The organism is Sphingomonas sp. SORGH_AS_0789 (genome assembly GCF_031453055.1).
Classification (GTDB): domain Bacteria; phylum Pseudomonadota; class Alphaproteobacteria; order Sphingomonadales; family Sphingomonadaceae; genus Sphingomonas.
Map to the genome: position 1 here is coordinate 2,436,283 of NZ_JAVIYV010000001.1, position 24,392 is coordinate 2,460,674.

At 69.3% G+C, this 24,392-nt stretch carries 23 protein-coding genes; 16 read left to right on the forward strand and 7 right to left on the reverse strand.

Annotation, left to right across the window (positions count from 1 at the left end; genetic code table 11):
- Positions 1-44 precede the first annotated feature (44 nt).
- The 12 genes from QE360_RS11225 to QE360_RS11280 all read left to right on the forward strand — a co-directional run bounded on the left by QE360_RS11225 (position 45) and on the right by QE360_RS11280 (position 15,518).
- Positions 45-1,544 carry an AMP-binding protein gene (locus QE360_RS11225; RefSeq protein ID WP_405052584.1) on the forward strand — a complete coding sequence of 500 codons (1,500 nt, stop codon included), beginning with the start codon at positions 45-47 and terminating at the stop codon, positions 1,542-1,544.
- Complete coding sequence (locus QE360_RS11230) at positions 1,541-2,767, forward strand: pyridoxal-dependent decarboxylase, exosortase A system-associated (protein ID WP_309701597.1); 1,227 nt, start codon at positions 1,541-1,543, stop codon at positions 2,765-2,767. The genes QE360_RS11225 and QE360_RS11230 overlap by 4 nt, the downstream gene beginning before the upstream one ends.
- Before the next feature lie 88 nt (positions 2,768-2,855).
- A complete protein-coding gene (locus QE360_RS11235) occupies positions 2,856-3,494 on the forward strand; it encodes an XrtA/PEP-CTERM system exopolysaccharide export protein (RefSeq protein WP_307100038.1) in 639 nt (212 codons plus the stop codon).
- A 14-nt stretch (positions 3,495-3,508) separates the two neighbouring features.
- Positions 3,509-5,017: an XrtA system polysaccharide chain length determinant gene (locus QE360_RS11240; protein ID WP_309696643.1), complete on the forward strand. Its 1,509-nt coding sequence runs from the start codon at positions 3,509-3,511 to the stop codon at positions 5,015-5,017.
- Complete coding sequence (locus tag QE360_RS11245) at positions 5,014-6,057, forward strand: AAA family ATPase (RefSeq protein ID WP_309701599.1); 1,044 nt, start codon at positions 5,014-5,016, stop codon at positions 6,055-6,057. The genes QE360_RS11240 and QE360_RS11245 overlap by 4 nt, the downstream gene beginning before the upstream one ends.
- Complete coding sequence (locus tag QE360_RS11250) at positions 6,054-7,748, forward strand: hypothetical protein (protein WP_309701602.1); 1,695 nt, start codon at positions 6,054-6,056, stop codon at positions 7,746-7,748. The genes QE360_RS11245 and QE360_RS11250 overlap by 4 nt, the downstream gene beginning before the upstream one ends.
- Before the next feature lie 19 nt (positions 7,749-7,767).
- The gene (locus tag QE360_RS11255; RefSeq protein WP_309704140.1) at positions 7,768-9,111 is read left to right on the forward strand and encodes an AAA family ATPase; all 1,344 of its coding nucleotides are present in this window, start codon (positions 7,768-7,770) and stop codon (positions 9,109-9,111) included.
- Positions 9,101-9,967 carry an XrtA system polysaccharide deacetylase gene (locus tag QE360_RS11260; RefSeq protein WP_309701604.1) on the forward strand — a complete coding sequence of 289 codons (867 nt, stop codon included), beginning with the start codon at positions 9,101-9,103 and terminating at the stop codon, positions 9,965-9,967. The genes QE360_RS11255 and QE360_RS11260 overlap by 11 nt, the downstream gene beginning before the upstream one ends.
- Complete coding sequence (locus tag QE360_RS11265) at positions 9,964-10,995, forward strand: FemAB family XrtA/PEP-CTERM system-associated protein (RefSeq protein ID WP_309701606.1); 1,032 nt, start codon at positions 9,964-9,966, stop codon at positions 10,993-10,995. The genes QE360_RS11260 and QE360_RS11265 overlap by 4 nt, the downstream gene beginning before the upstream one ends.
- Positions 10,992-12,149 carry a TIGR03087 family PEP-CTERM/XrtA system glycosyltransferase gene (locus tag QE360_RS11270; RefSeq protein ID WP_309701608.1) on the forward strand — a complete coding sequence of 386 codons (1,158 nt, stop codon included), beginning with the start codon at positions 10,992-10,994 and terminating at the stop codon, positions 12,147-12,149. Before QE360_RS11265 ends, QE360_RS11270 begins: the two co-directional genes overlap by 4 nt.
- The gene (xrtA, locus tag QE360_RS11275) at positions 12,146-13,630 is read left to right on the forward strand and encodes an exosortase A (protein ID WP_309701610.1); all 1,485 of its coding nucleotides are present in this window, start codon (positions 12,146-12,148) and stop codon (positions 13,628-13,630) included. Before QE360_RS11270 ends, xrtA begins: the two co-directional genes overlap by 4 nt.
- 4 nt (positions 13,631-13,634) lie before the next feature.
- Positions 13,635-15,518, forward strand: coding sequence for an XrtA/PEP-CTERM system amidotransferase (locus QE360_RS11280; protein WP_309701612.1), 1,884 nt, complete (start codon positions 13,635-13,637; stop codon positions 15,516-15,518).
- A gap of 47 nt (positions 15,519-15,565) precedes the next feature.
- On the opposite strand, the gene QE360_RS11285 is transcribed toward QE360_RS11280, so the two are convergent.
- The 4 genes from QE360_RS11285 to QE360_RS11300 form a co-directional block, all read right to left on the reverse strand.
- Positions 15,566-16,549: an alpha/beta hydrolase gene (locus tag QE360_RS11285; protein ID WP_309701613.1), complete on the reverse strand. Its 984-nt coding sequence runs from the start codon at positions 16,547-16,549 to the stop codon at positions 15,566-15,568.
- 106 nt (positions 16,550-16,655) lie between these two features.
- On the reverse strand, positions 16,656-16,802 hold the full coding sequence (locus QE360_RS11290) for a hypothetical protein (RefSeq protein ID WP_309696624.1): 147 nt from the start codon (positions 16,800-16,802) through the stop codon (positions 16,656-16,658).
- Positions 16,802-17,851 (reverse strand): 1,9-bis(guanidino)-5-aza-nonane synthase, encoded by a 1,050-nt coding sequence (locus tag QE360_RS11295; protein ID WP_309701615.1) that lies wholly within the window; start codon positions 17,849-17,851, stop codon positions 16,802-16,804. Before QE360_RS11295 ends, QE360_RS11290 begins: the two co-directional genes overlap by 1 nt.
- 185 nt (positions 17,852-18,036) lie before the next feature.
- A complete protein-coding gene (locus QE360_RS11300; RefSeq protein WP_309701617.1) occupies positions 18,037-19,272 on the reverse strand; it encodes a type III PLP-dependent enzyme in 1,236 nt (411 codons plus the stop codon).
- A 195-nt stretch (positions 19,273-19,467) separates the two neighbouring features.
- Here QE360_RS11300 and QE360_RS11305 point away from each other — a divergent pair, with 195 nt between their 5' ends.
- The 4 genes from QE360_RS11305 (at position 19,468) to QE360_RS11320 (ending at position 21,998) form a co-directional block, all read left to right on the forward strand.
- The gene (locus QE360_RS11305) at positions 19,468-20,376 is read left to right on the forward strand and encodes a pyridoxal-phosphate dependent enzyme (RefSeq protein WP_309704141.1); all 909 of its coding nucleotides are present in this window, start codon (positions 19,468-19,470) and stop codon (positions 20,374-20,376) included.
- Positions 20,373-20,540, forward strand: coding sequence for a hypothetical protein (locus tag QE360_RS11310; protein ID WP_309701619.1), 168 nt, complete (start codon positions 20,373-20,375; stop codon positions 20,538-20,540). Before QE360_RS11305 ends, QE360_RS11310 begins: the two co-directional genes overlap by 4 nt.
- Before the next feature lie 214 nt (positions 20,541-20,754).
- On the forward strand, positions 20,755-21,429 hold the full coding sequence (mtgA, locus tag QE360_RS11315; RefSeq protein ID WP_307100004.1) for a monofunctional biosynthetic peptidoglycan transglycosylase: 675 nt from the start codon (positions 20,755-20,757) through the stop codon (positions 21,427-21,429).
- Positions 21,430-21,596: 167 nt separating this feature from the next.
- Positions 21,597-21,998, forward strand: coding sequence for a hypothetical protein (locus QE360_RS11320; protein WP_309701622.1), 402 nt, complete (start codon positions 21,597-21,599; stop codon positions 21,996-21,998).
- Positions 21,999-22,020: 22 nt separating this feature from the next.
- Here QE360_RS11320 and QE360_RS11325 read toward each other — a convergent pair whose 3' ends face one another.
- The 3 genes from QE360_RS11325 to QE360_RS11335 all read right to left on the reverse strand — a co-directional run bounded on the left by QE360_RS11325 (position 22,021) and on the right by QE360_RS11335 (position 24,355).
- Positions 22,021-22,275, reverse strand: coding sequence for a hypothetical protein (locus QE360_RS11325; protein WP_219020342.1), 255 nt, complete (start codon positions 22,273-22,275; stop codon positions 22,021-22,023).
- A 75-nt stretch (positions 22,276-22,350) separates the two neighbouring features.
- A complete protein-coding gene (locus QE360_RS11330; protein ID WP_309701624.1) occupies positions 22,351-22,674 on the reverse strand; it encodes a YbaB/EbfC family nucleoid-associated protein in 324 nt (107 codons plus the stop codon).
- A gap of 1 nt (position 22,675) precedes the next feature.
- Complete coding sequence (locus tag QE360_RS11335) at positions 22,676-24,355, reverse strand: DNA polymerase III subunit gamma/tau (protein WP_309701626.1); 1,680 nt, start codon at positions 24,353-24,355, stop codon at positions 22,676-22,678.
- Positions 24,356-24,392 lie beyond the last annotated feature (37 nt).

The window sequence follows — 24,392 nt, forward strand, 5'->3', positions numbered from 1 at the left end:
CTCCACACCCGCTCGGCTCGACTTTCCACCACCCCCGGCTGTAGATGACACGCATGCCTCCCGAACCCGTCGCCCTGCCCATCGACCATGTCCTGCGCGGGGCGCCCGACGCGCCCGCCCTGCTGGAACGCGACGCCGCCTTGACCTTCGCCGAGGTGGAGGCGACGGTCGCGCGGCTGGCGGGATGGCTGGCGGCACAGGGTTTCGCTCCCGGCGCGCGGGTCGCGACATGGTTGCCCAAGACGCGCGTCGCCGCGCTGATGCCGCTCGCCGCGCCGCGTGCGGGGCTGGTCCATGTGCCGGTCAATCCGCTGCTCAAGCGGGCGCAGGTCGCGCATATCCTGGCGGATAGCGGGGCCGCGATGCTGCTGACCCACGCCCCGCGCGCCGCCACGCTGGAGGAAGGCGACATACCCCCCGGCGTCCTGGTCGCGACCGAGGCGGGGGAGGGCGATGTGCTGCCCCGGTCCTCCGCCGATCCGGAGGCGCTGGCCGCGATCCTCTATACCTCCGGCTCGACGGGGCGGCCCAAGGGGGTGATGCTGAGCCACGCCAATCTGTGGTTCGGGGCGATCGCCGTCGCCGACTATCTGCGGCTGACCCCGCAGGACCGGGTGCTCGGCGTCCTGCCGTTCAGTTTCGACTATGGGCAGAACCAGCTCCTTTCGACCTGGGCGGCCGGAGGGGCGGTGGCGCCGCTCGACTATCTGACCCCGCGCGATGTGGTGAAGGCGGTGGCGCGGCACGGCGCGACGGTGCTGGCGGGGGTGCCGCCGCTCTGGACGCAACTGCTGGGGATCGACTGGCCCGAGGAGGCGGTCGCGCCGATCCGGCGGCTGACCAATTCGGGCGGCGCGCTGACCCCGCGACTGGTTCGGGGATTGCGCGAGCGGTTTCCCCAGGCAAACCTCTACGCCATGTACGGCCTGACCGAAGCGTTCCGCTCCACCTATCTCGACCCGGCGCTGATCGACGCGAATCCCGATGCGATCGGGCGCGCGATTCCCTTTGCCGAAGTGATGGTGCTGCGTCCCGACGGAACCCGCGCCGCGCCGGGCGAGCCGGGCGAGCTGGTCCATGCCGGGCCGCTGGTCGCGCAGGGCTATTGGCGCGATGCGGAGCGGACCGCGCAGCGTTTCCGCTCCGCGCCGGGCTGGCCCCGCGCGGTCTGGTCGGGGGATACGGTCGTGGAGGGGGCGGACGGCCTGCTCCGCTTCGTCGGGCGCGATGACGAGATGATCAAGGTCGCGGGCAACCGGATCAGCCCGCAGGAGGTCGAGGAAGCCGCGCTGGCGGGTGGCGAGGCGCGCGAGGCGGTGGCGATCGGCGTCGCGGACGAGGCGCAGGGACAGGCGATCGTGCTGGTCCTGGCGGGCGATCCCGCGAACGAACCCGCGCTGCGCGCGCGCCTGAAGCGCGACCTGCCCAATTTTATGCAGCCCGCGCGCATCGAATGGCGCGAGGAACTGCCCCGCAACGCCAATGGCAAGCTGGACCGCGCCGCCCTGCGTCGCACGATCGCCGACAAGGATATGACGTCATGAAGCCGATGGGGCCGATCCCCCCCGAATATGCGGGCCAGCGGGGGATGCTGACGATCGCCGGGCGCCCCGCGCCGGACTGGCTGGCGGAGCGGGACGGCCCGGTGTTCGTCTATGACCCCGCCATCGTCGCGGCACGGGTCGCGCGGTTCCGGGCCGCCTTTCCCGCGATCGACCTTCATTATGCGATCAAGGCCAATCCGTTCCCGCCGCTGCTCGCCGCGATGGCGGAGCTGGTCGACGGCTTCGACGTCGCCTCGGCGGGCGAATTGGCGAAGGTCGAGCGGCTGGGGCGTCCGGTCAGCTTTGCCGGGCCGGGCAAGCGCGATGCCGAGCTGTCCGCCGCGCTGACCGTCGGGGTGACGATCAATCTGGAATCCGAAGGCGAGGCGACCCGCGCGCTCGCCATCGCCGAACGGCTGGGCGTGCGGCCCCGTCTGGCGGTGCGGGTCAATCCGGATGTCGAGCTGCGCGGCTCGGGGATGAAGATGGGCGGGCGGCCGTCGCCTTTCGGGATCGACGCGGTGCGGGTGCCCGCGCTGGTCCGCCATCTGGTCGCGGCGGGTGCGGACTGGCGCGGCTTCCATATCTATGCGGGCAGCCAGGCGCTCGATCCGCAGGCGATCATCGATACCCAGGCGGCCACCATCGCGCTCGCCGCGCGGCTGGCGGAGGAGGCGGGGCAGGCGCCGCCGCTGGTCAATCTGGGCGGCGGCTTCGGCGTGCCCTATTTCGCGGGCGATACCGCGCTCGACATCGAGCGGGTGGGGGCCGCGCTGGAGACGGCGGTGGCGGCGCGCCCCGCTATCCTGCGCGACAGCCGGTTCGCGATCGAGCTGGGGCGCTGGCTGGTGGCGGAGGCCGGGGTCTATCTGGCGCGCGTGGTCGATCGCAAGGAGAGCGGGGGCGAGACCTTCCTGATCCTCGATGGCGGCCTCAACCACCAGCTCGCGGCCAGCGGCAATTTCGGCACCGTCGTCCGGCGCAACTATCCGCTGGCGCTGGCGCATGCGATGGGCGGCGAGGCGACCGAGACGGTGTCGGTGGTCGGGCCGCTCTGCACCCCGCTCGACCGGCTGGGTGATCGGATCGCCCTGCCGCGCGGCGATGTCGGGGATGTCGTCGCCGTCTTCCTGGCCGGGGCCTATGGCGCCACCGCCAGTCCATGTGCCTTTTTGGGACATGGTCCTGCGGCCGAGCTATTGCCGAGGGATCACAGCGACTAACGCTCTGTTCACCTCTTCATGGCATAGCGACGCTGCGCAATTTGCCCTTTGTTCCGGCCGGAATAATAGGGTTCAGGAGACTCCTTCGATGGCATCGTTCGCCCGTCCCCTCTTGCTCGCAGGCCTGGCGGCCTCGACGCTGACCGCCTGTTCGACCGGGCGGCCGGACCCCGAATTGCCCTCGGCGGGCTATGTCGCGCGCAAGGAGCAGCCGGGCGAGGAATATGTCATCGGCCCGCTCGACCAGCTCAACATCTTCGTCTGGCGCAATCCCGACCTGTCGACCAAGGTCCAGGTTCGTCCCGACGGCCGTATCACCACGCCGCTGGTCAACGACATGCCCGCCGTCGGCAAGACGCCCGCGATGCTGGCCGACGACATGAAGAAGGCGCTGTCGGAATATGTCTCCAACCCGATCGTGTCGGTGATCGTCGAGAATTTCTCCGGCACCTATAGCCAGCAGGTGCGGATCGTCGGCGCGACCGAAAAGCCCGCCGCCATCCCCTACCGCGCCAACATGACGCTGCTCGATGCGATGATCGCGGTGGGCGGGCTGAACCAATATGCGGCCGGTAACAAGGCCAAGCTGGTGCGCACCGACCGCGAGACCGGCAAGCAGCGCGAATATGCGCTTCAGATCAACGACCTGCTTCGCAAGGGCGATTCGAAGGCGAATGTCCGGCTGGAGCCCGGCGACGTCATCATCATCCCCGAGTCGATGTTCTAAGGTCGGCCTTTCGCATGTCGAGCATTCAGGACGAAATCCGCATAGCGATCCATGCGATCTGGACCCGGCGCTGGCTGGCGCTGGGCGTCGCATGGGCGGTGTGCATCGCGGGCTGGCTGTTCGTCTCGCAAATCCCCAGCCGGTATGAATCGCGCGCGCGCATCGCGGTGCAGAATGCGCAGATCCTGCCCGACGGCATCGCCTCGACCCAGGCCAGCCAGATGGATTCGGTCGATCAGGTGCGCCAGACGCTGATCTCGGCGATCAACCTGCAAAAGGTGGTGCGCGGCACCGACCTGGCCAGCACCGTGTCGAGCGACGCCGACGTCGCCGCGCGGGTCTCGGCGCTGGCCCAGTCGATCAAGATCGAGAACCAGCAGGACACGATCTTCCAGCTGACCGTCACCCAGTCCAGCCCCAAGCTGGCGCAGCAGGTGGCGCAGAAGCTGATCGACATCTTCGTCGAATCCAATCTGGTCGGCGATCGCAACAACACGAACCAGAGCCTGGCCTTTCTCGACAAGCAGCTGGACGACCGCCAGAAACAGCTCCAGATCGCCGAGGCCAAGCGCGCCCAGTATCAGAACCAGTTTCTGGGCGGCCTGCCGGGCAGCGGATCGGTCGCCGACCGGATCGGGCTGGCGCGCTCGCAAATGGCGCAGGTGGACAGCGACATGGCCGCCGCCCAGTCGAGCGTCGCGGCGGTGCAGGGGCAGCTGGCGGGCACGCCACGCACGGTGGGCGAGGGCGGCGGGGTCGCCGGCCCTGCACGCGCGCGGCTGGCGACGCTTCAGGGCCAGCTCGCCGATGCCAGGGCGCGCGGCTATACCGACAGCCATCCGGACGTGATCGCGCTGAAGAACCAGCTGGCGGTCGCGCAGGCCGCCGCGCGGGCCGAGCCGCCGGGCGGCGGGGCGGGCGGGCAGCCCAATCCGCTCTACATGTCGCTCCAGTCGATGGCCGCCGAGAAGCAGGCGCAACTCGCCAGCCTGAAGATGCGCAAGAGCCAGTTGCAGAACGACCTCGACCGGCTGAACGCCAGCCTGTCGACCGATCCCGAGGCGGCGGCGCAGCAGGGGGCGATCGACCGCGACTATCAGGTGCTGAAGGACAGTTACGACCAGTTGCTGCGCCAGCGCGAGCAGGTCGCGCTGCGCGGGCAGGCGCAGAACCAGACCGACTCGATGCGTTTCTCGGTGATCGACCCGCCCACCTATCCGCGCACGCCGACCGCGCCCAATCGCCTGTTGCTGCTGACCGGCGTGTTCCTGGCCGCGCTGGGACTGGGGATCGGGACCGCCTTTGCCCTGTCCAAGCTGCGCCAGACCTTCACCACGCCGCATTCGCTGCAACGCGCGATGGGCCTGCCGGTGATCGGCGCGATCGGCGAGGTCGTCACGCGCGCGCAGGCCGAGGTGCGGGCCAAGCGGATGAAATTGTTCCTCGGCGGGACGGCGGCGCTGGGCGCGGCCTATGGGATGGTGGTCGCGATCGAGCTATTGCAGCGGGGTATGGCGGCATGACCAAGCCCTTGAAACCGAACCGGCCCCGGCGGGAGCCTTCGCTCCTCGAACGCGCGGCGAATGTCTATGACTTCCAGTCCTTTGTCCGCGCGCCCGTCATGCCCGAGGGCGAGCAGGGCGAAGACGCCACGCCTGTCGCGCCGCACGAGGCGGACCGGACGCCGCCCGCCATGGTCGCGCCCGACAGCGCGCCCGATCCCGAATTTCCCGCCAGCCTGAGCGGCATTCCGGCCGAGTTCCTGGCGCAGCCGGGCGACGAGGAATTCCTGGCGAGCGAATATAATCCCGGCTTCAGCGATGTCGCGATGGTCGACCGCGCGATGCTGGCCGAGAACGGCATGATCGTCCCCGGCGCGCCGGTCGGGCCGCTGGCCGAGGAGTTCCGGCTGGTCAAGCGCCAGCTGATCATCACCAGCCGCCGCCTGGTCGAGACGGGCGATGCCGACAAGGCGCGCACCGTCCTGATCTGTTCGGCGCGGCCGCAGGACGGCAAGACCTTCTGCGCGGTCAATCTGGCGCTGTCGCTGGCCGCCGAGCGCGATACCGAGGTGCTGCTGGTCGATGCCGATGTCGCGAAGCCCGACGTGCTCGACCGGCTGGGGCTGGCCGAGGGGCCGGGGCTGCTCGACGCGCTCGACGATGGCGCGATCGATGTCGAGGATCTGGTGATCCGGACCGACGTCCCGCATCTGTCCGTGCTGCCCTGCGGCACGCGCAGCGCCAGCGACACCGAATTGCTCGCCTCGGCGCGGACCCGGACGGTGTTGCAGCGGCTGTTGTCGGCCAATCCGCGCCGCCTGGTCATCTTCGACTCGCCGCCCGCGCTGGCCGCCTCGTCCGCCTCGGTGCTGGCGATGCTGGCGGGGCAGGTGATGATGGTCGTCCGCGCCGACCGCACGCCCGAGAGCGAGGTCGCGGGCGCGATCGCGCTGCTCGACGCGTGCGAGCATATCCAGCTGGTGCTCAACAGTGTCGCCTTCGTGCCGGGCAGCCGCCGGTTCGGCTATTATGGCGGATATGGCAAGGACGACGCCCGGTGACGGCGGCGCGGCCGGTCCTGATCGCTTCGGCGCTGGCTCTGGCGGCCTGGCCGTCGGCGCTGGCGGCGCAGGGGCAGGGCATGGCCACGCCCCCCTCCACGTCCGCGCCGGGCAGCGCAGCCCCCGGCGTCGCGCCCGCGCCCGCGGGCGGCACCGCATCGCGTGTCCGCATCGCCCCCTATATCGAGGTCGGGCAGCTGCTGAGCGCCGATCTGAACGGCGGCGATGTGGTGACCTTCACCAGCCTGGCGGCGGGCGTGAATGCGCAGGTGAGCACCCCGCGCGCGCAGGCGCAGCTCAGCTATCGCTACGAACATCGGTTCAGCTGGAACGATCGCTATGCCGACAATGACATCCATAGCGGGCTGGCGCGCGGCGCCTATCGGCTGACGCGCGACCTGACCCTGGACGGCGGCGCGCTCGCCACGCGGACGCGCTCGGACATTCGCGGCGCCGCGCCGGGCGTGCTGGTCGGCGATACCGGCAATATCTCGCAGCTCTATTCGGCCTATATCGGTCCGGTCCTGACCACCCACGCAGGGCCGGTGCAGATCGGCGCCAATTACCGGCTGGGCTATACCCGCGTCGACACGCCGGGCTTTGGCGGCATCGCGCCGGGCCAGCCGCGCCTCGACTATTTCAGCGACAGCTGGAACCAGCTGGCGACGGTCAGCGCCAATGTCCGCCCCGGCGCGGTCCTGCCGGTCGGGCTGTCGCTCAACGCCTCCTATGAGCGCGACGATGCCGGGCAGCTGGCGCAGCGTTACGAGGGCTGGTTCGTGCGCGGCGACGTGCTGAAACCCATTTCTCCCTATGTCGCGCTGACCGCCGGGGTCGGCTATGAGCGGATCGAGAGTAGCCAGCGCGACGCGGCGGTCGACGCCGCCGGACGCCCGCTGGTCGACAGCCGGGGCCGCTTCGTCACCGCGCCCATCGGCCCGCGCCGCATCGCCTACCGCACCGACGGCGTCTATTATGATGCGGGCGTGATCTGGCGCCCCGATCGCCGTACCTCGGTGGAGGGGCATGTCGGCGAGCGTTACGGCTCGCTCAGCGTGACCGGCGTCGCGCGCTATCAGGCGTCGCGCAACGTCGTCATGCAGGTCGCAGTCTATGACGGCATCCAGACCTTCGGGCGGCAGTTGCGCGATGGCCTGTCCAACCTGCCGACCAATTTCGTCGAGACGCGCGATGCCTTTGGGCAGCAGTTCAACGGATGCGTGTTCTCGACCAGCGGCACGACGCCGGGCGGGTGCCTGAACGATGCGCTGCAATCGGTGCAGACCTCGCTCTACCGCGCGCGCGGACTGGATGCGATGGTGTCGATGACGCGCGGCCGCTCGACCCTGGGTCTGGGGCTGGGCTATACCAATCGCCGCCTCTTCGCGCCGCAGAACGCGCCGGGCATCGTCGTCTATGGCACCGAGGACGAAAGCTGGTACGCGCAGATTTTCTTCGGCCATGCGCTCGGCCCGAATTCGGGGCTTAACGTTAACGGCTTCGTTAACTATTATGCCAGTAAGTTGGCGGGGGCCGAGGACGTGGTGTCGCTGGGATCGACCGCCAGCTATTACCGCAACTTCGGTCGGCTCGGAACAACCGCGTCGGTGGGATTGTATCACTTCACGGTCGGGGACCTGTCCAGCGCGCTGTCGGCGCAGGCCCTGATCGCGGCACGATACCAGTTCTGACCGGCCGAAAGGCACGATGATGTACGAGACGCATTTTGGTCTGGGCGAGCGCCCGTTTCAGCTGACGCCGGACCCGCGTTTCTGGTTCGAGACGGCGACTCACGGCAAGGCGATGGCCTATCTCGGCTATGGCCTGGCGCAGGGCGAGGGCTTCATCGTCATCACCGGCGATGTCGGCGCGGGCAAGACCACGCTGGTCGGCCATCTTGTCGAGACGCTCGACCCGCGCCGCCTGCGCGTCATCCATATCGTGTCGACCGCGATCGAGCCGAACGACCTGCTCCGCACCGTCGCCGGACAGCTGGGCGTCGACAGCCTGGGCCTGTCCAAGGCGGGACTGCTGGCCGCGATCGAGCGCGCGCTGAACGGCGTCGCGCGCGAGGGGCGTCGCATCCTGCTGATCGTCGACGAGGCGCAGGCGCTGCCGCTCGCCTCGCTCGAGGAACTGCGCATGCTGTCCAATTTTCAGGCGGGGGGGCATGCGCTGCTCCAGATCCTGCTGGTCGGACAGCCCGAATTTCGCGAGCGCCTGCTCGGCTCGGCCGCCATCGAGCAGCTGCGCCAGCGGGTCATCGCCATCCACCATCTCGACCCGATGGAGGCCGACGAGGTTCCCGATTATATCGCGCACCGGCTGGCGGTGGCGGGATGGACCGGCCGCCCCGATTTCGCCGCCGACGCGTTCGACGCGCTGTACGAGGTGTCGGGCGGCGTGCCGCGCCGTCTGAACGTGCTGGCGGGCCGCGTGCTGTTGCAGTCCGCGGTCGAGGGTGTCGAGCTGATCGGCGAGGAAACCGTCAAGAGCGTCGCCGCCGACATGGCCGCCGATATGGGGGGCGATCGGTTCGCGGCCTCGCGCGACGCCGAGATACAACCCGAACCCGCCCCGATCGCACCGCCACAGGCCGCCGCACCCGCCTTCGACCGATCGGTCTTCGGGCTGGGGACGCTGGGCGCCGCAACGCTGAACGGCGCGCAGGCGTCCGCGCCCGCCGCGATGGCCGATCCGATCGTCCGCACCCGGATCATGCCCGACAGCCAGACGGGGCAGGGCGGCAGCCCGCGCATCGTCGCCCCGCCGCCCGCGCCCGAGCCGGTATCGCTGCGCCCGATCCCCGAGCCCAGGCCCGCGCCGGAACCCCAGTCCGCCAAGCCTGCCCCGGCCGCCGCCGCCGATCCGTCGCCGGTCGCGGCGCTGGAGGAACGGATCGCGCGGCTGGAGGCGCGGCTGGAGCAGCAGGAGGCGGCGCTGCGCCGCGTGCTGACGCTGATGGTCGACTGGAGCGATGCCGACGCGCGTGGCGAGCCCCGCCGCGAAGAAAGCCCGACGATCCGCACGGGCGCCTGGGGCCATGCCGCCTGAGCCCGTCGCGGCCCGGCCGCTCCATGGCATGTCGGTCGATGTCGAGGAGTGGTTCCAGGTCGGCGCCTTCGAACGGACGATCGACAAGGCCGACTGGGACCGGCTGGACAGCCGGGTCGAGGCCAATACCGACGCGGTCCTGTCGCTGTTCGCCGAGACGGGGACGCGCGCGACCTTCTTCACGCTGGGCTGGGTCGCGCATCGCCATCCCGGCCTGATCCGCCGCATCGTCGCCGCCGGGCACGAGATGGCCAGCCATGGCTGGGACCATCAGCGCGTCTTCACCATGACCGCCGACCAGTTCCGCGCCGATCTGCTCCGCGCGCGCTCGGCGATCGAGGATGCGGGTGGGCAGGCGGTGACCGGCTATCGCGCGCCCAGCTTCTCGATCGACACCCGCACCCCCTGGGCGCATCCCGTGCTGGCCGAGGCGGGCTATCGTTATTCCTCCAGCGTCGCGCCGCTGCGGCACGACCATTATGGCTGGGCGACCTCGCCGCGCTATGCCTGGCGGCCGCTGGCCGATGCCGATCTGATCGAGCTGCCGGTGACGGTGGCGCAGTTCGGCCAGCGGCGGCTGGCGACCGGCGGCGGCTTCTTCCGGATGCTGCCCGCCAAGCTGACCGACATCGCGATCGGGCAGGTCGAGCGCGACCGGCACGGCGCGATGTTCTATTTCCACCCCTGGGAGATCGATCCCGGCCAGCCGCGCGTCACCGCCGCCCCGCTTCGCTCGCGCATCCGCCATTATTCGCGGCTGGGCGCGATGGAGGGCAAGCTGCGCGCGCTGCTCGGGCGGCATGACTGGGGCCGGGTCGATCAGGTGGCGGCCAGGGAAGCGGCACAACTGGCATGAGCGCGACGGTGCCGATCCTGCGCGTCGCCGATCTGGCGCGCGAAACGGAGCGTGCGCGGATCGATGCGTTCGTGGATGCCGCCGGTGGCACGCCCTTTCATCGCACCGGCTGGCTGCTGGCGGGGGCGGCGGGCTGTGGCCAGAAGGCGCATTGCCTGGTTGCGGAGCGCAGCGGCGATCTGGTCGGCCTGTTGCCGCTTAGCGAGATTCGCTCGCCCTTGTTCGGCGCGGCGATGGTGTCGACGGGCTTCGGCGTCGATGGCGGTGTGCTGGGCGAGGGCGTGGACCTGCTGGCGGAGGCGGCCTGGACGCTCGCCCGCGATCGGGGCATCGAGTCGGTCGAATTGCGCGGAGGGCCGGTGCCGGATGGCTGGACGCCCGACGCCGACAGCTATCTGGGTTTCGTCCGCCCGATCGCCGCCGATGACGAGGCCGAGTTGAAGGCCATCCCGCGCAAGCAGCGGGCCGAGGTACGCAAGGCGCTGGCCAACGAGCTGACCGTCCAGACCGGCGCCGATGCGGCGATGCTGGCCGAGCATTACCGCGTCTATGCCGAATCGGTCCGCAATCTGGGCACTCCGGTGTTTCCGGCGCGGCTGTTCCGCGAGGCGGCGGCGCGGCTGGACGCGGACGTGCTGACCGTGCGCCATCGTGGCCGCGCGGTGGCGAGCGTGCTCAGCCTGTATCATGGCGGCACCGTCTATCCCTATTGGGGCGGGGGCACGCAGGCGGCGCGGGGCCTGCGCGCCAACGACCTGATGTATTTCGCGCTGATGCGGCACGCGCGAACGCGCGGTTGCCACCGCTTCGATTTCGGCCGGTCGAAGGTCGGGACCGGCGCGGCGGCGTTCAAGAAGAATTGGGGGTTCGAGGGGCGGCCGCTGGTCTATGCCAGCCGCAGCATCCATGGGCCGCGCGCGATCAATCCGCTCAACCCCAAATATGCCGCGATGATCGCCATCTGGAAACGGATGCCGGTCTGGGCGGCGCGGATCGCGGGGCCCATGATCGCACGGGGGCTGGGGTGAGGGACCTCTTGTTCCTCGCGCACCGCGTGCCCTTTCCCCCCGATCGCGGCGACAAGATCCGCAGCTTCCACATCCTGCGGCATCTGGCGCGCGACTGGCGCATCCATCTCTGCGCCTTTGCCGAAAGCGAGGCCGAGCGCGATCCGCCGCCCGCATTCCGCGACCTGCTGGCGAGTTGCCACCTGATCCCCCGCACCAAGGGGATGCCGCGCGCCGCCGTCGAGGCGCTGGCGACCGGCCGCCCGGTCTCGCTGACCGCCTTTGCCCATCCCGCCATGGCGCGGGCGGTGGCCGGGGTGCGGCAGGGCGGGGTGGCCGCGACCTATGTCTTTTCGGGCCAGATGGCGCAGTATCGCGGGCAAGGGCCGACCGTGATGGACATGGTGGACGTCGACTCGGCCAAGTTCGCCGCGATGGCGGATGGCGCGACCGGCCCCAGAGCCTGGATGCTGGCCCGCGAGGCGCGGCGGCTCTCGGCCTTTGAGCGCCGCGTCGCCCGCGATGCCGATGCGACCCTGTTCGTCAGCGAGGCCGAAGCCGCCTTGTTCCGCAGCCAGGGCGGGGAGGGCCATGTCCTGGCCATCGAGAATGGTATCGACGCGACCGTCCATGCGCCCGGCGCGGTGGCGCCGGTGGTGCGGGACGGCCCGCTGATCGTCTTCACCGGGCAGATGGACTATCGCCCCAATATCGATGCGGTGATCCATTTCGCCCAGACCATCCTGCCGTGCATCCGCGCCGTCCGGCCGGATGCGCGCTTCGCCATTGTCGGCCGCGCGCCCGCCGCGTCGGTGCGACGGCTGGCGGGCGAGGCGGTGATCGTCACCGGCGAAGTGCCCGATACGCGGCCATGGCTGGCGGGGGCGGCGGTCTGCATCGCGCCGCTGATCCTGGCGCGGGGCATCCAGAACAAGGTGCTGGAGGCGATGGCGATGGCCCGCCCCGTCGTCGCGTCGCGCGCCGCCGCCGAGGGGATCGATCATGGCGGCACCATCGCGGTGGCGGCAGACGACCGGGATTTCGCGGCCCGCGTCCTAGCCGCGCTGAACGGCCCCGCCACCAACCCCGCCGCGCGCGCGCGGGTGATGGAGCGTTACGGCTGGGGCGCGCGGCTGGCGCCGCTCGACCGGCTGATGAAGGATATGGTGTCGTGAAGCCGGGACGCTGGGGCTATCATCTGGCGCTGCTCGGCGTGGCGGCTTTGTTCGTCCTGTTCCTCCTGCGCCGCGACGTCGCGCATCTGGTCGAGATCTGGTGGACCAGCACGACCTATGGCCATTGCCTGTTCATCGGCCCGGTCGTCGGCTGGCTGATCTGGCAGCGGCGGCCGGAGCTGAAGCAACTCACCCCGGTCGCCTGGTGGCCGGGATTGCTGCTCGTCGCGGCGGGCGGGTTCCTCTGGCTGCTCGGCGAGTCCGCCACGGTCGCGCTGGTGCGGCAATTGGGGCTGGTCGCGACGCTGGAGGCGCTGGTCGTCACGCTGCTGGGGCCGATGGTCGCGCGCGGGCTGTTGTTCCCGCTGGCCTATGCCTGGTTCCTGGTGCCGTTCGGTGCGGAACTGGAAAAGCCGCTTCAGCAGATCACCGTGGCGATCGTCATGCCGCTGCTCGACTGGAGCGGCATCCCCGCCAGCGCGGACGGGGTGCTGATCCATGCCGGGCGCTACTGGTTCGAGGTGGCGGAGGCGTGTTCGGGGTCCAAATTCGTCCTGGCGATGATCGCCTTTGCGGCGCTGGTCGCCAATCTCTGCTTCCGTTCGCCCTGGCGGCGCGCGGTGTTCCTGATCGTGTCGGTGATCGTGCCGGTGCTCGCCAACGGCATCCGCGCCTGGGGAACGATCTTCGCCGCCGACCTGACCTCGATCGAGGTGGCGGGGGGCGTCGATCACATCATCTTCGGCTGGGTGTTCTTCGCCTTCGTCATGGCGGCGGTGCTGGCGATCGGGTGGCAGTTCTTCGACCGGTCGCCGGACGATCCCGCCTTCGACCCCGCGCGCCTCTCCGCCATTCCGCGCCGCCGCATCGACCCGCTGCTCGCCGCGATCCTGGCGGTGACGATCACCGCGCTCTACCCCAGCTGGAGCGGCTTTGCCGGGTCGCGCGTCGCCACGCTGCCCGCGCATATGGCGCTGCCCGACGTGCCCGGCTGGACCCCCGCGTCGCAGATCAGCGAATGGCGGCCCTATTATCCCGGCGCGCAGGTGCTGCTGCGCACCTATGCCGACGGACAGGGGCATCAGGTCGATCTGGCGGTCGGCATCTTCCCGCAGCAGCGCGAGGGCGGCAAGCTGGGCGCGTTCGGGACGGGCATCCTGCACGAAGCCGATCCCTGGATCCGCGTCGCCGATCTGGCGCCTGTCGCGGGCGGCGATGCGACCCGGCTGATCGAGACGACGCCCGATCGCCGGACGATGCAGCGCGTCGTTGCGAGCTGGTACCGGATCGGCGATACGCTGACCCCGGACATGCGACGGGTGAAGATCGAGACGATGAAGGCCAGACTGCTCGGCCGGCGCCAGGTGGCAGTCGCCGTCCATGTGTCGAGCGAGGGGGATGACCGCCAGGCGATCGCGGCGTTCGTCCAGGCGCTGGGGCCGATCGATCGCTTCGCCGACCGACTGACCGGGCGGCGCTGATCCCATGTGCGGTATCGCCGGTCTGTTCCATCCCGCCACGCCCAAGCCCGTCGATCCCGCCCGGCTGCGCGCGATGATCGGCGCCCAGGCGCATCGCGGGCCGGACGGGCAGGGGCTGTGGACCGCGCCCGGTGTTGGCTTCGCCCATGCGCGGCTGTCGATCATCGATGTCGAGGGCTCGCCCCAGCCGATGGTCGATGGCGAGGTCGCGGTCTGCTTCAACGGCGAAATCTATAATTACCGCGAATTGCGCGAGGAGTTGCGCGCGGGCGGCGCGGTGTTCCGCACCGATGGCGATACCGAGGTGCTGTTGCACGGCTGGCGGCATTGGGGACCGTCGATGCTCGACCGGCTGGTCGGCATGTTCGCCTTTGCGGTGCATGACGCCAGGGCGGGGGCGCTGTTCCTGGCGCGCGACCGCCTGGGGGTGAAGCCACTCCACTGGGCCGAGCTGCCCGATGGCGCGGTCGCCTTCGCCTCGGAGATGAAGGGGGTGCTGGCGCATCCGCTGTTCCGGCGGCGGCCCGATATCCGCGCGGTCGAGGATTATCTGGCGCTGGGCTATGTCCCCGACGATGCCAGCATCATGGGCGGCGTCCACAAGCTGCCCGCCGGGCATTTCCTGCTGATCGAGCGGGGGCGGGGGATACCGTCGCCCCGGCAATGGTGGGACGTCGATTTCTCCGACCGGGAAACCGGATCGGCCGCGCGGATGGGCGAGGAACTGCTTGCGCGGATGCGGGCCGGGGTGACCAGCCGGATGGTCGCGGACGTGCCGCTCGGTGCGTTCCTGTCAGGCGGCGTCGACAGCTCGGGCGTCGTCGGGCTCATGGCGGAGGCGTCCCCGCGCGCGGTGCGCACCTGCACCATCGGTTTCGAGGAGGCGGGGCATGACGAGCGCGGCTATGCCCGCACCGTGGCCCGGCGTTTCGCCACTGACCATGTCGAGCGGGTGGTGCGCGCCGACGACTTCACGCTGATCGACACGCTGGTCGCGCATTTCGACGAGCCCTTTGCCGATGCCTCGGCGCTCGCCACCTATCGGCTGTGCCAGCTGGCGCGCGAGCATGTCACCGTCGCGCTGTCCGGCGACGGCGCGGACGAGGCGATGGCGGGCTATCGCCGCCATGTCTTCCATGCGGGCGAGGAGCGGGTCCGCGGCCTGTTCCCGGCGGACCTGCGCCGCGGGCTGTTCGGGACGCTCGGGCGTTTCTATCCCAAGGCCGATTGGGCCCCACGCCCGCTGCGCGCCAGGACGACGCTGCTGGCGCTGGGGATGGACGGGGCGGAGGCCTATGCGCGGGCGGTGGGCGTCACCAGCCCGGAATGGCGCGCGCGACTGTTTTCGGCGGAGGCGAAGGCGGCGCTGGGCGGCCACCGGGCCGAGGATCGCTATGTCGCGGCGATGCGCGACGCGCCCGCCCGCGACGCCATCGACCGCGCGCAATATGCCGATCTGAAGATCTGGCTGCCCGGCGATATCCTGACCAAGACCGACCGCACCTCGATGGCGGTGGGACTGGAGGCGCGCGAGCCGCTGCTCGACCATCGCCTGGTGGAATATGCCGCCCGCCTGCCCGCCGCGATGCGGGTGCGCGGCGGGCAGGGCAAATGGCTGATGAAGAAGGCGCTGGAGCCCTATCTACCGCGCGACATCCTCTACCGGCCGAAGATGGGCTTCGTCACGCCGATCAGCGCGTGGTTTCGCGGTGCCCTGGCCGACGAGGCGGCGCGGTTGGCGCAATCGGGGCTGCTGCGCGAGACGGGCTGGTTCCAACTGGCCGAACTGGGGCGCATGGCCGCCGACCACCGGGCGGGGCGGGCCGACCATGGCCGGACGCTGTGGCAGATGATGATGCTGGAGCGGAGCCTGCAAAGGCTGTTCTGAGGGGCTATCCCCCATCCGTTCGCACTGGGCGAACGGAGGTTTGGGCATCACGCCCCCAGCGTCTGGTTGATCCAGCGGTCGAACAGATCCGGCCACAGCCGCGCCGGGGCGCCTTCGGGAGCGCCCAGCGCGCCGAAGCCGTGCCCGCCCTTTTCGAAGAAATGCGCCTCGACCGGCACCTTGGCGGCGCGGGCGCAGGTCAGCAGGTCGAGCGACTGGTCGAGCGGGACCAGCCCGTCATCGACCGCATGGACCAGGAACAGCGGCGGCGTGGTCGCATCGATCCGGCGCGGGCTGTCATAGCGCGCCTTGGTGGCGGGATCGGGATGGGGGCCCAGCAGATTGTCGCGCGACCCGGCATGGGTGGTCGGCGTCGACAGGCTGGCGACCGGATAGACCAGCCCCGAAAAGCGCGGACGCGCCGATTGGCGGTCGGCGGCATGGACCGGCGCATAGACCCGGTCGTCATAACCGACGGTCAGCGAACCCGCGAGATGCCCGCCCGCCGAGAAGCCCACGATACCCAGCCGAGCCGGGTCGATGCCGTATCGCGCCGCATTGGCACGGATCAGCCGCATGGCGCGCTGCGCATCCTGGAGCGGGACGTCGGCCTGATGGTCCCAGCCTTCGGAGGGCAGGCGATAGGCGAGTGCGAAGACGGTGATGCCATGCGGGTTGAGCGTCCGCGCGACGTCGATCCCTTCATTCTGGACCGACACGAAGCCATAGCCGCCGCCGGGAATGGTCAGCACGGCGCGACCGTCGGGCCGCTCGGGCCGGAAGACCGCGACGATCGGGGTGGCGATGCCGCGCAGCCACAATTGCTGCTGCCCCGCCGGACCGTTCATCGAAGGGCGGGGGCTGGGCAAAGTCACGCGCGCGCCGGGCGGACGGCCGGGCCAGAGGGGGAAATGCTCGGCGGGCGGCCAGGGCGTCATGCCCGTGGCGGAGGCCGGTGCGGCCTGCGCGGCGGCGCGGGCGGCCAGCGGCACGCTCGCCATGGCTCCGATCACAGAGCGTCGGTCGATCATCCTATCCTCTCCATCCGCGCCGCACGGCGTTATCGGGGCAAACCTGCCGGGAGGGCGCGTGCCGGGCAAGAAAAAAGGGCGGAACCCTGCGGTTCCGCCCTCTTTCTCAATGTCCGTACTTCTTGATCCCCCGACGCCGCAGCTTTTCGCGCTTGCGACGACGGGAATAGGGGATCGCGAATGCTATCGCCGCGAGCAGGATCACGCCGATGATCAGATAGGCAAGCTGCTCACGTTCCAAGAAGTCCAACATCAGTCGAAAATAGCCCCCCAACGACGCTTCGCGCGCTCACGCCAGTGGCCGCGATGATAGGCGTCCGAAGCGAGCAGCGGCATCACCGAACCCGCTTCCGCGAACACCATCTGCTCGAGCGCGGTATCGACCTTGCCCCAGCTCGCTGCTTCCTTGAGCGTCGAGGACGAGCAGGCACCGTCACGAACATCGGCCACCGTGATCTGCACGGCGTATTTGTGCATCTCGACGTCTTCATGGCCCAGGATCTCGGCACAGACAACCGTGTCCTGGATGAAATTCTTCGGCACGCCGCCGCCGATCATCAGCAGGCCGGTGGTGCCTGCCTTGATCTTGATGTCGGTCAGTTCGCGGAAATCGGCGATCGCGTCGAGCACCATGTACGGCTTGCCTTCCTTGGCGCGCTCGACCTGGTGCTTGACCAGACCGAAGCCCGCCGACGAGTCGACAAAGGCCGGGCAGAAGATCGGCACGTCATGCTCATAGGCGAGCTTGACGAGGCTGTTGTCCTTCTTGCCGTGCTCGGCCAGATACTTGCCCATCTCGCGGATGAAGGCGCGGCTCGAATAGGCCTTGGGCTCCAGCGAGTCCGCGATCTTGCCGATCGTGTGGTCGCAGTCCTGAAGCTGCTCTTCGTCGATATAGGTGTCGTAGATGCGGTCGATGTAGAGCGAACGCAGCGTGTTGTCGTCCGGCACCTCCAGCGCCTGGTAATGCTTGTGGCCCAGGCCCTCGAAGAAATCCATGTCGACGATCGACGCGCCGGTCGCGACCACGCCGTCGATCATGTTCGAGCGCAGCAGCTCGGCATAGAGGTCCATGCAGCCGCCGGCCGAGGTCGAACCCGCGATGACGAGGAAGATCGAGCAGTCCTTGTCGGCCAGCATCTGGTTGTAGATGCCGGTCGCGCGCGCCAGGTCGCGGCTGGTGAAGCTCATCTTGCCCATCGAATCGATGATCGGGCGCGCGTCGAACTTGGTGATGTCGATATGCTCGACCACGCTGGAGAGCAGCTCGGCCTTACGGTTGTCGTTGATCGTGTCGGTCATGATGGTTCCATCATCATCGAGAAGCCGTCGTCGTTATTGGGGACGCGGTAACCCGGCTGGCCCGAACCCGCACGAGCGGCGAGTCCGGTATGCGAAGGGGCCTTATCGCGGCGGACACCGCAATGCCACCCCATTCCCCTCCCGCCGAAGCGGAAGGGGATAAAGGAGGTGCTAAAGTCGCCGGGTTACAGCTTGACGACGTTCGCGGGGAGGGCCTGCTCGGCCTCGTCGCGATAGACCGAGAACATCGGCTCGTCGTCGGTCACGACGAACTCGTGACAGGAAAAGCCGTTGAACTGGGTCCGCATCGCCTGGCCGTACGCACCGAGCATCCCGATCTCGAAATAATCGCCGGTATTCGTGTCCGCGGGCAGCGGGAACGGACCCTGCATATAGTCGAGATCGTCGCAGGTCGGGCCCCAGAAGCTGAAGTCCATGTCCCGCGCGTCGGAATCGGGCTCGCGCAGCAGCTGGACGGGGTACTTCCACCCGATATGCGCCGCATCGAAGAGCGCGCCGTAAGCGCCGTCGTTGATGTACAGCTCATTGCCGCGGCGACGCTCGACGCGCACCACGACGGACGAATATTCGGCGCACAGCGCGCGGCCCGGCTCGGCCCAGAGTTCGGCCGAATAGGACACCGGCAGGCTCTCGAACGCGCGGTGGATCGTCTCGAAGAAACGCTCCAGCGGCGGCGGGGTCATGCCCGGATAGGCCGAGGGGAAGCCGCCACCGACATCGATCACGTCGACCGTGACCGCCGCCGCGACGATCGCCGCACGCACCCGCTCCATCGCCGCCGAATAGGCGTCGGGGGTCATGGTCTGGCTGCCGACATGGAAGCAGATACCCAGCGCATCGGCGACCTGGCGGGTCGCGATCAGCAGGTCCTTCGACTCTTCCAGGCTGACGCCGAACTTCGATCCCAGGCTGAGCTTCGCATATTCGGACGACACGCGCATGCGGACGCACAGGGTCAGGTCGGTCGCGCCGTTGGTGGCGCGGACGATCTTCTCCAGCTCTTCCAGGCTGTCGAGCGAATAGGTGCGGACGCCGTGCGTGAAATAGGCCTCGGCGATCGCCTCTTCCGACTTCACCGGATGCATGAAGCAGCAGACGCCCTGGGGAACGACCGACTTCACCATCCGCACTTCCGCGATCGAGGCGGTGTCGAAATGGGTGACGCCATTGTCCCACAGGATCTGGATCAGATCCGGCGACGGATTCGCCTTCACCGCATACATCGGCCGACCCGGAAACTTCTCGACGAAGAATCGGGCGGCGCGCGCAGCGGCGTGCGGGCGAAGCAGCGTGACCGGATCAGCCGGGCGACGCTTGGCGATGTCGATGCCGCGCTCCAGGTTGGAGGGGACGGCGGTCGAGTGGGCAGCTAGCCCCAGCGCGCGATGATTCTGGTGCAACTCAAGGGACCTCCAATTGCCTGACGGCATACGGTGACAAAAAGCTGCCTTGCGGTTGGAAGTCCCATGGGGCAGCGGAGGCGCGAAATAGGGTCCACTTTTTCTAATGTAAAGCGGTAGAAAGCGAGGCGGAGATAAAAAGTGACAATCCTAAGACAGCCGACAAAAGCCGGGGTCCGCGACGCCGCCGAAAAGATCGCGCGGGTGTTGCCGCCATCGCCACTATTCTCGCTTAATATCAACGGGAAAGCGGTGGCCTTCAAGGCCGAATCCTTGCAGCCGATCGGCGCGTTCAAGCTGCGCGGCGCATGGCATCGGTTAACCGCGTTGGACGCCGATTCCAGGGCACGCGGGGTCGTCGCCTTCTCCTCGGGCAATCATGCGCAGGGAATCGCCTGGGCCGCGCGGCGGCTGGGGATCGCCGCGACCATCGTGATGCCCGCCGATGCGCCCGCGTCGAAGCGCGAGGGGACTCTCGCGCTGGGGGCGGAGATCGTCGATTATGATCGCGCGACCGAAAGCCGCGAGAAGATCGCCCGGCGACTGGCCGAGGCGCGCGGCGCGACGCTGGTGCCGAGCTTTGACGATCCCTGGGTGATCGAGGGGCAGGGCTCTGCGGGCGTCGAGGCGGCGGCGCAGATGGCCGCGCTGGGCCTGCCCACGCCCGCGCATGTCGTGACGCCCTGCGGCGGCGGTGGGCTGGCGGCGGGGCTGACGCTGGCGCTGCCCGAAGCGCGGGTGACGGTGGTCGAGCCCGAGGGCTGGGACGATATGCGCCGCTCGCTGGAGGCCGGATGGATCGAGCCGGTGGGCGACAATCCCCCGCCGACCGCCTGCGACTCGCTCCAGACGACGCGCGTGTCGCCGCTGACCTTCGAGGTGCTGGCGCGGCGCGGGGCGGAGGGCGTCGCGGTGTCCGAGGTGGAGGTGGCGGCGGCGCAGCGCTTCGCCGCCGAACGGCTGCGGCTGGTGATCGAGCCGGGCGGCGCGGCGGCGCTGGCGGCCTTGCTGGCGGGCAAGGTGGCGGCGGAGGATGGGATGCTGGTCATCCTGTCGGGCGGCAATGTCGACCGTGCCGCCTATGCCCGCGTGCTGGCCGGATGACGGAGGCCATCGCCCAGGCCGCGCCGGGGATCGCGATGCTGGCGGCCTTTGCCTGTGTGGCCGGCGGGGTGGCGACGATCCGGCGCGGGGATCGGCGCAAGGGCGCACTGATGCTGGTGATGGCGGTGGTGCTGGTCGGCAATGTCCTGATCTGGACGATGTGACACCTGTTCCCCGGCGAAGGCCGGGGCCCAGTTTCTCAAGGGCTGGAGGCGCGCAAAGGCGTCGCGTGGGAGGCAAAAAGCACCCCGCCCTGAATATGCCTCCCACGCACCGCCTGCGCACCTTCGATCGTGAAGGAACTGGGCCCCGGCCTTCGCCGGGGAACGGGGTTCGGTTGCAAGTGACCTGCCGCTCAAACCCCGCTAAAGCCCCCTCATGTTCCGCATCGCTCGCTGGGCCCTGAAGGCCGCGCTCGCCTTTGTGATCGTCAGTGTCGTCTGGGTCGGCATCTATCGCTTCGTGCCGCCGCCCATCACCTTCACCATGCTGGGCGATGTGATCGGCGGGCATGGCGTGACCAAGGACTGGATGCCCTTGTCGGAGATGGACCCCGACATGGCGCGCGCGGCGATCGCGGGCGAGGATGCCCGTTTCTGCTCGCATAACGGATTCGATTTCAAGGCGATGGCCAGCGCCGCCTATCGCAACGCCAAGGGCGGGCGGATCCGCGGCGGCTCGACGATCAGCCAGCAGACCGCCAAGAACGCCTTCCTGTTTCAGAATGGCGGCTATGTCCGCAAGGCGTTCGAGGCCTGGTTCACCTTCCTGATCGAAACGCTGTGGGGCAAGCGGCGGATCATGGAGGTCTATCTCAACATCGCCGAGACCGGGATCGGGACGTACGGAGCCAATGCCGGGGCGATGCGCTATTTCGGCCATGACGCCTCGCATCTGTCGCCGACCGAGGCGGCCCGGATCGCGGCGGTCCTGCCCCTTCCCAAGAAGCGCGCGGCGGTGGCGCCGACCGGGTTCGTGCGCAGGCACGGCAACGTCATCGCGCGCTATGTGGGCGTGGTGCGGCGGCAGGGGCTGGATGCCTGTATCCGGTAACGGGGTGGGGGCTCGGTGAGACACCGTGCCCTCCCCCATCCCCTCCCGCAGGCGGGAGGGGATGGGGGAGGGCGGTCGCCCCACGGGACCACGCTCCGGCAACATCCGCCTCGCAAAAGCCACGATCCTCCACGACGATCGCGGGGATTCCACGGGAAGCCCATGCGATGCCTGCCGTAATCGGACTGATGCTGCTCCAGGCCGTGCCCTCGGCTCTGCCGTTGCCCCGCATCACGCCGCGATCCGAATGTCCCCGGACCCAAGACGAAATCGTGGTATGCGGTCGCCGCGATGCGGCCGAACGCTATCGGATACCGCCGTCCGCGCGCGGACCGTCCGGCGCGGCGGACGAAGGGGGCGCGGGGTTGAGCGGTGCGAATGTCCTGGGTGGTACGGGCCCCTGCGGCATCCATGCCGGACAAAGACGCTGCACGACCGGCGAGGCGGGGCAGGCGGGCTATGGCGGTGGCCGCGATCCGCTGACCCTCGGCCGCAAGGTGCTGACCCGATTGATCGACCCGGATGCGGAGATCGACCCGCCATCGTCGCAACCGACCGGGCGTCGATAGGCCCGGCCGGTCGCGGATCGCTTTACTTGGCGTCGCCCGAAATCGCGTCGCCCGCCTTCTTGGCGGTATCGCCGACGCTCTTGGCGGCCGAGGTGACGGCCGCGTCCCGGCGGTTTTCCGCGCCGCCCCGGCTGAACAGATAGAAGCCGCCGACCAGCACCGCGATCAGCAGCACGATGGCGATCGCCATGCCGCCACCGCCGCCGCTGCGCCGCTCGATCACCGTGGTATGCGGCTGCTGGGTGCCATAGGTTTCGGTAACACGTTCATCGGCCATGACATTCCCTCCTCTTGATTATGGAGGGGGCAACGCCATGACCGCCATACCGTTCCCGAAACGACTGGAAGCGGATCAGAAGGGCAGCTTGAAGCCCGGCGGCAGCGACAGGCCGCTGGTCATCTTGGACATTTCGCTGCCCGAAGCGGCATCCGCCTTGGTCCGCGCGTCGTTGATCGCGGCGGCGAGCAGATCCTCCAGCATGCCCTTTTCCGACGGCTGCATCAGCGAGTCGTCGATGGTGATGCCGATGATCCGGCCCTTGGCCGACGCCTTGACCTTCACCAGCCCGCCGCCCGAGACGCCTTCGACCTCGATATTGTCGAGATTGGCCTGCGCCTTTTCCAGTTCGTTCTGGACGTTCTGGGCCATGGCCAGGATTTCGTCGAGATTCTTCACATCATGCTCCGTTCACACTGCGTTTGCCGGGCCATTCCATCAACTCGGCCTCGGGGAAAGCCTCGCGGGCGGCGCGGACCATGTCCGACTCCCACGCGGCGGTCTTGATCGCTTCCTCGGCGGCGACCTGCTGCTCGTGCAGCGTCGGCTCACCGGGCACATCCTCCAGCGTGACGCGCCAGACCTGGCCCGTCGCCGTCTTCAGCGCCGCGATCAGCTCGCTCAGCGTATCCGCCGCGATCGGTCGCGATCCGCTGAACACCATCTCCGGCGGCGTATAACGCACCAGACGCGCCCCGTGGCGCAACCGCGCGGCAAGCGCCAGCTGCCCCATATCGTCCAGCCGGTCGATCATCGCGACAAAGCTGTCGGGCAGCTTGGGCGGCTCGGGTTCGGCGGGGGGAGGGGGCGGGGCCATGGCGGCGGGCGCGGGTGTGGGCGCGGCCTGTGGCACCGCCGCCGGAGCGCTGGGCGCGGAAACGCCGCCATCGCGAATCTGCCGCGCCAGCTCGCCCGGATCGGGGAGCGTCGAGGCATGGATCGCGCGCAGCAGCGCCATCTCCGCCGCCTCGATGGGCAGGGCGGCGCGGGCGACCTCGTCATGGCCCTTCAGGAACAACTGCCACAGTCGGTGCAGCGCGGGGAAGCTGAGCGACCCCGCCCATTCCTCGCGCGCGGCGCGCTCCTCCAGCGGCTGCGCGGCGTCATGCGGCGTGCCGACCTTGGTCAGGGTGATGCCGTGCACCGTCTCCAGCAGCGAACGCAGCACCGATTGCGGGTCGACGCCATAGTCATATTGCCGCCGCAGCGAGGCGAGCGCCCCCGCGCCGTCGCCGTTCAGCACCAGCCCCAGCAGGTCGCGCACCGCGCCGCGATCCGACAGGCCCAGCATCTCGCGGACCGCCGCCGCGGTGACGCCGCCGCCCTCCAGATCGGCATGGGCGATCGCCTGGTCGAGGATCGACAGGCCGTCGCGCGCCGAGCCTTCTGCCGCGCGCGCGACGAGCATCAGCGCCTCCTCCTCGGCGGTGACGCCCTCCTTTACGCAGATGTCGGCGAAATGCGCCGCCAGCTTGTCCGCCGTGATCCGCCGCAGGTCGAATCGCTGGCAGCGCGACAGGACGGTGATCGGAACCTTGTTCACCTCGGTGGTGGCGAACAGGAACTTCACATGCGCGGGCGGCTCTTCCAGCGTCTTCAACAGCGCGTTGAAGGCGTTCTTGGAGAGCATGTGGACTTCGTCGACGATGTAGATCTTGAAGCGCGCCGAGACGGCGGCATAGCGCGACGCCTCGATGATCTCGCGCACGTCGTCCACGCCGGTATGGCTGGCGGCGTCCATCTCGATCACGTCGATATGGCGGCCTTCCGCGATGGCGCGGCACGGTTCGCACACGCCGCACGGGGAAATCGTCGGGCCGCCACTGCCGTCGGGACCGACGCAGTTCAGCGCCTTGGCGATCAGCCGCGCGGTGGACGTCTTGCCCACCCCGCGCACGCCGGTCATCAGGAACGCATGGGCCAGCCGGTCGCGCTTGATCGCATTGCCCAGCGTCTGGACCATCGCGTCCTGCCCGATCAGCGCGTCGAAGGTCTGCGGCCGGTATTTGCGCGCGAGGACGCGATACGCCTCCGCTTTGGCGGGCTGGGGCGGTTCGCCCAGGTCGAACGAATCAGCCATGCCGGGTCTGGGTGGTCGGGATAGGGGAAAGCATCGC

What these genes read in the sequence shown, in the direction of transcription:
- QE360_RS11225 (WP_405052584.1), top strand. Translation starts at nt 45, where the DNA reads ATGACACGCATGCCTCCCGAACCCGTCGCCCTGCCCATCGACCATGTC.
- QE360_RS11230 (WP_309701597.1), top strand. Translation starts at nt 1,541, where the DNA reads ATGAAGCCGATGGGGCCGATCCCCCCCGAATATGCGGGCCAGCGGGGG.
- QE360_RS11235 (WP_307100038.1), top strand. Translation starts at nt 2,856, where the DNA reads ATGGCATCGTTCGCCCGTCCCCTCTTGCTCGCAGGCCTGGCGGCCTCG.
- QE360_RS11240 (WP_309696643.1), top strand. Translation starts at nt 3,509, where the DNA reads ATGTCGAGCATTCAGGACGAAATCCGCATAGCGATCCATGCGATCTGG.
- QE360_RS11245 (WP_309701599.1), top strand. Translation starts at nt 5,014, where the DNA reads ATGACCAAGCCCTTGAAACCGAACCGGCCCCGGCGGGAGCCTTCGCTC.
- QE360_RS11255 (WP_309704140.1), top strand. Translation starts at nt 7,768, where the DNA reads ATGTACGAGACGCATTTTGGTCTGGGCGAGCGCCCGTTTCAGCTGACG.
- QE360_RS11260 (WP_309701604.1), top strand. Translation starts at nt 9,101, where the DNA reads ATGCCGCCTGAGCCCGTCGCGGCCCGGCCGCTCCATGGCATGTCGGTC.
- QE360_RS11265 (WP_309701606.1), top strand. Translation starts at nt 9,964, where the DNA reads ATGAGCGCGACGGTGCCGATCCTGCGCGTCGCCGATCTGGCGCGCGAA.
- QE360_RS11280 (WP_309701612.1), top strand. Translation starts at nt 13,635, where the DNA reads ATGTGCGGTATCGCCGGTCTGTTCCATCCCGCCACGCCCAAGCCCGTC.
- QE360_RS11285 (WP_309701613.1), bottom strand. Translation starts at nt 16,549, where the DNA reads ATGATCGACCGACGCTCTGTGATCGGAGCCATGGCGAGCGTGCCGCTG.
- QE360_RS11290 (WP_309696624.1), bottom strand. Translation starts at nt 16,802, where the DNA reads ATGTTGGACTTCTTGGAACGTGAGCAGCTTGCCTATCTGATCATCGGC.
- QE360_RS11295 (WP_309701615.1), bottom strand. Translation starts at nt 17,851, where the DNA reads ATGACCGACACGATCAACGACAACCGTAAGGCCGAGCTGCTCTCCAGC.
- QE360_RS11310 (WP_309701619.1), top strand. Translation starts at nt 20,373, where the DNA reads ATGACGGAGGCCATCGCCCAGGCCGCGCCGGGGATCGCGATGCTGGCG.
- mtgA (WP_307100004.1), top strand. Translation starts at nt 20,755, where the DNA reads ATGTTCCGCATCGCTCGCTGGGCCCTGAAGGCCGCGCTCGCCTTTGTG.
- QE360_RS11320 (WP_309701622.1), top strand. Translation starts at nt 21,597, where the DNA reads ATGCCTGCCGTAATCGGACTGATGCTGCTCCAGGCCGTGCCCTCGGCT.
- QE360_RS11325 (WP_219020342.1), bottom strand. Translation starts at nt 22,275, where the DNA reads ATGGCCGATGAACGTGTTACCGAAACCTATGGCACCCAGCAGCCGCAT.
- QE360_RS11335 (WP_309701626.1), bottom strand. Translation starts at nt 24,355, where the DNA reads ATGGCTGATTCGTTCGACCTGGGCGAACCGCCCCAGCCCGCCAAAGCG.